The organism is Pseudomonas sp. RA_15y_Pfl1_P11 (assembly GCF_963970975.1).
GTDB lineage: Bacteria > Pseudomonadota > Gammaproteobacteria > Pseudomonadales > Pseudomonadaceae > Aquipseudomonas > Aquipseudomonas tritici.
Genome location: NZ_CAXAOY010000051.1, coordinates 1 through 1566, shown reverse-complemented (window position 1 = coordinate 1566; position 1566 = coordinate 1). Strand labels below are relative to the sequence as shown.

Genomic DNA, 1566 nt, shown 5'->3' with positions numbered 1-1566 from the left:
TACATCGGGCGCGTATTACTTATTGCACAGGTGGAGTGCCGGGCTGCATCGCCAGCAGCAGGTCATCGATGATGGCTTTGCCCATTTCGCCCAAGTAATGCGAGGCGAACGCAAACCTCTCGGCCCTGGGGTCCATGGCAGCTTCAAGGGAGAGCATTTTTGCGTAATAGAGCACGTGAGATGCGTGTTCGAGGGCTTCTACAAGCGGAACCCCGGCGTTGACTGGGGATTCCATGGCCATCCGGACACCCATTCCACCAACATCCGGACACTGATTCCACGTTGATCCGGACACCCTCGCTACCGGGAACTTCACATTATTTATCAATCACCCACTACTTCAGTTTCAGCAATATGCCGACGACAATAATCCAGCTAAAACCAACGATTTTCATCGCCGCATCAATGACCAAAAGACGTTTCAGGTAGGGTGGAAAGTTTTCAAGATCAACAGGGTTTACATCTCCAATTCGGATATATGCTTTTGACCATGTGACCATTCCTGCGATTTTCGCTATTTCCAAAAGAGACCAAATCACGCCCCGTCTCCCCAAACTTGGCCCCCATAGATAAATGTAGCGGCTATTCTTCAGGGCCTCCTTCATGGCATCCAAGTGACGGTGGCTCAGGTAAAGAGTGTATGCAGTGCTCAGAACCCCGAGAATAATTGGCCCCCCAGTCACAAGTATCGCAATCCAAGGTGACCAAGTGTCGATACTGGTCATGGTTGAGAAACCTCATAAATCTTGTCTCCCAAATACTCGCCCCCTCCACCACCGTAAGTCGTACCCACCCAAGCGCCAGCTCCTATTACTGTCGCTACGCAGACTATCCCCCCTATACCAGTAGTAGCACCTAGCGCTACACAGATCGGGCCACTCGCATATTTGGCGATTCCTCCGCCGAAAGCACCACCTGCAGCTGACCCAGCGAACTTTCCTCCCTCTGTAAACTTAACCTTCTCACACGCAGCCCCAGAATCCCCGTTACACACCTGCTCAATAGCTAGCAGCGAGGAGATACCGCCAAGACCAATACCGATGTAACCACCTGCCTTCATATACTTCGTGGCACGACTGACCGCCTCCACATGAGCGGCATACCCCGGAATCTGCCCCGGTCCGCCCGCTTTGTCCCAGTGAAGTACCAGACTTCGACTGGATATACCCAGGGCGGTTTTCAACTTGGGGTGATCACCCAAGGTGGTCTGCCCGCGCAAGCGAGTGGAGTTGAGCAAATGCGCATCCAACTGACTCATCAACCGCTGACGATCAGCAAAGAACTGCGCTGATCTAAGATGTCCGTGCTGTCGATAACTGTCCTGATGCAGCCGCTCCATAGCCTGCAGCGTCTCGCGCAGGTTGTTCAGATGCTTTTCCATCACCACAGCGCTGACGCCGAGCCAGGTTGAGGTATGGCCAATGAAACCGGCGATCTCTGCACCGTGTCGATACAGAAAGTCGGCCTCATCAGGCGTCAGCGAATCCAGAGATTCGCTGACTTGTTGTGCAGCCTGCATCAGTTGCGCTTCCTGATAGGTGCAGGAAGTATTGTTCGGATCGCTGA

At 53.2% G+C, this 1566-nt stretch carries 2 protein-coding genes and 1 pseudogene; all 3 read right to left on the bottom strand.

Annotated features, from left to right (window positions below):
* Positions 1 to 19: 19 nt before the first annotated feature.
* On the bottom strand, positions 20 to 253 hold the full coding sequence (locus AACY44_RS27545) for a DUF3077 domain-containing protein (RefSeq protein ID WP_445261146.1): 234 nt from the start codon (positions 251 to 253) through the stop codon (positions 20 to 22).
* Between the two features lie 82 nt (positions 254 to 335).
* On the bottom strand, positions 336 to 725 hold the full coding sequence (locus tag AACY44_RS27540; protein WP_339438003.1) for a hypothetical protein: 390 nt from the start codon (positions 723 to 725) through the stop codon (positions 336 to 338).
* A pseudogene (locus AACY44_RS27535) lies at positions 722 to 1566 on the bottom strand (PAAR domain-containing protein); the annotation flags it as partial. The gene AACY44_RS27540 and the pseudogene AACY44_RS27535, both read right to left, overlap by 4 nt.